Genomic DNA, 2,226 nt, shown 5'->3' with positions numbered 1-2,226 from the left:
TCGCCGCCGCGATCATCTGCTGGCGACGCCTCAACCGCTGATCATTCTGTTAGGACTTCTAAGAGGTGTCGGCACAGTCGCGCATATGGCTGGGGCCGCAGCGGTTCCCTCATCCCGCCGTTCGACAGCTGCGCGATTAGCTAGCGGTGAGAAGGACTGTTGGTCACCGGCCTTCACTGAAAACGCTCATCCTTCGCTGGGAGAGGTCAGGTGGTCGTCCTTCATCGAAGGCTGATCATTGTCACTCAAGATTGATGGCCGGGGGCGCCGCTGAAGGTTGTCCGGCTGAGGGTGCTGGGCTGCGGGGGTGGAAGCAGGGGCGACTTACGGATACGAACGAGGAGCGTGCTCAACTCGCGGGGCGGGCTTCGCGGACGATGACGGTCTGGTCGTGGCGGAAGGTAACTCGTCCGGTGCGCAGTCCGTTCCAGGTGTTGCCGGTTCCGTTGTAGCGGGTGGTCTCCAGGGACCAGCGCAGGTTACCTGCGCAGAAGTCGTCGAGGGTGTCGAGGTAGGCGCGCAGGGCGGGGTTTGGGTATCTGCGGCGAAGTTGTTCGCCCAGGGCGGTGCGGGCCTGGTCCGCCTGGTGGATGCGGTCGCAGATGAGGTCGACGGCGTGCTGGAGGTTGGGGACGTGGCGGTGCAGGAGCACGCCCACAGCGTTGAAGTGATCGCCTTTGAAGCATTCGGCGCGGCAGGAGAAGAGGTCGTTGACGAACATCGCGTGTTCTACCGCGAGATCCCCGGCCTTGGCCAGGTCGGGATCGGCTGCCAGCAGATCGGTCAGGTCCATATCCAGGATGTACTCGATGGTGACGATGTAGGGCTGCAGTCCGACAGAGATGCGGCGTAGGTTGAGATAGGTGTCGAAGTCCGGCGTGTGCAGGCTTCGGCGGTAGTGGTTCTCCTTCAGGACAGCGCCGAACCAGTCCTGCCAGGTCTGCCGGTATCGCCGGTAGACGCCTTCGGGCATATTCCGTTTGAACGTGGCGAAGACGTCCGCGTACGCGCGCCCATAGGGATGGTCTGCGGCCTGTGCTTCTGCGACTTCCCCGAAGAGGGCATCCTGGAGCACGGCGATGTCGTCGACCTCGAACGCCAGCGAGGTCATCTGGGAGGAGTGGGTCACTCTCTCGGCGAGGCCGCGGGGGTAGACCAGCGAGTCCCACATGGGGTATCGGCACTCCAGCAGGCTCTGCATTGCCTCGGCGTCCGCGAACGGCAGGAATTCCGCCACCCAGGCCGCGTTATCTTCATAGATCGTCGGATAGTCGACGTTGATGCGCGGTCGTGTTTGGCAGGCCACCTCCGGCAGCCGGAAGCCGATTCCTGGCAGTAGCGCCGGTGGAACACGAACCACCACGAAACCCACCTCTCACGCGAGTCAACGACCCCGTAACACAAGGTGTTCCACGCGCAACTGACCGTCACACCGGGCATGCTTGCTGGACTTGATCGGGACTCGCGCTCAACCTTCGGTGACACACGATCAATCGTGGGTGACACAGGACAGTGGTGATCTGTCGCAGCGAAAGTTGAGCATTGTCACCGAAGTTTGAGTGGCGAGAGACTGGCTGTCAGTTCACCTTCTGGCGTTGAGCGACCAGACGCTGTTCTGGGGCCACCCAGCGGCAGCGCTCTGAGCACCCTTTCGGTGAACACCCCTTGGCGATGTTGGGGGGTGGAGCGCCGCAGGTTCCGCAGGCTTGTTGGCGAAACCTGTTGAGGAACGGGTCAGCCGGGGGCGATGTTCGCCCGTCGTGTTCCGGGGCTGGGTTCGACGTGTCGGAGGGCCGTCTTCGAACGCATCGGTTCAGCGTCGATCTGGAGCAGAAAACAAGCTCTGGAGAGGCGGTACTTCTCTCACCACCCTGTCACCTGACCAATTCGAATACTTAGAGTAGCTATATCGTTACCGTGCGTGCATAATTGGTGTGCTCACGAGGACGCAGGTGATCGCCTTACGGCAGGCCGCGTCTTCGACGAGCAGTAGATCCGACCCTGGCGGGACTTCGGGCACGATGCCACGAAGTCCTCCTGGCAATCGAGGAGGCACCATGTCCCCCGTCAAGCGCTCCGCCCTGGCCATGGCGTTGATCGCATCCGCCGCCGCGAGTCTGATCGTCGCAGCCGGACCGGCCGCCGCGTCGGCCACCGGCTACTGTTTGGACAGCGGCGGCGACAGCTCCGCTGGAAGGGTCCCCGCCTACCTGTTCCGCGACTGCT

1 protein-coding gene is annotated in these 2,226 nt (G+C 62.9%); it reads right to left on the bottom strand.

All coding sequences use genetic code 11. From position 1 onward, the window contains the following. Positions 1-349 precede the first annotated feature (349 nt). On the bottom strand, positions 350-1,372 hold the full coding sequence (locus tag ACFPZ3_RS48070; protein WP_379521125.1) for a terpene synthase family protein: 1,023 nt from the start codon (positions 1,370-1,372) through the stop codon (positions 350-352). Positions 1,373-2,226: the final 854 nt, after the last annotated feature.

Source organism: Nonomuraea insulae (genome assembly GCF_042656245.1).
Note: the sequence above shows the minus strand (reverse complement) of the source record. Positions and strands in the feature narration are given on the sequence as shown.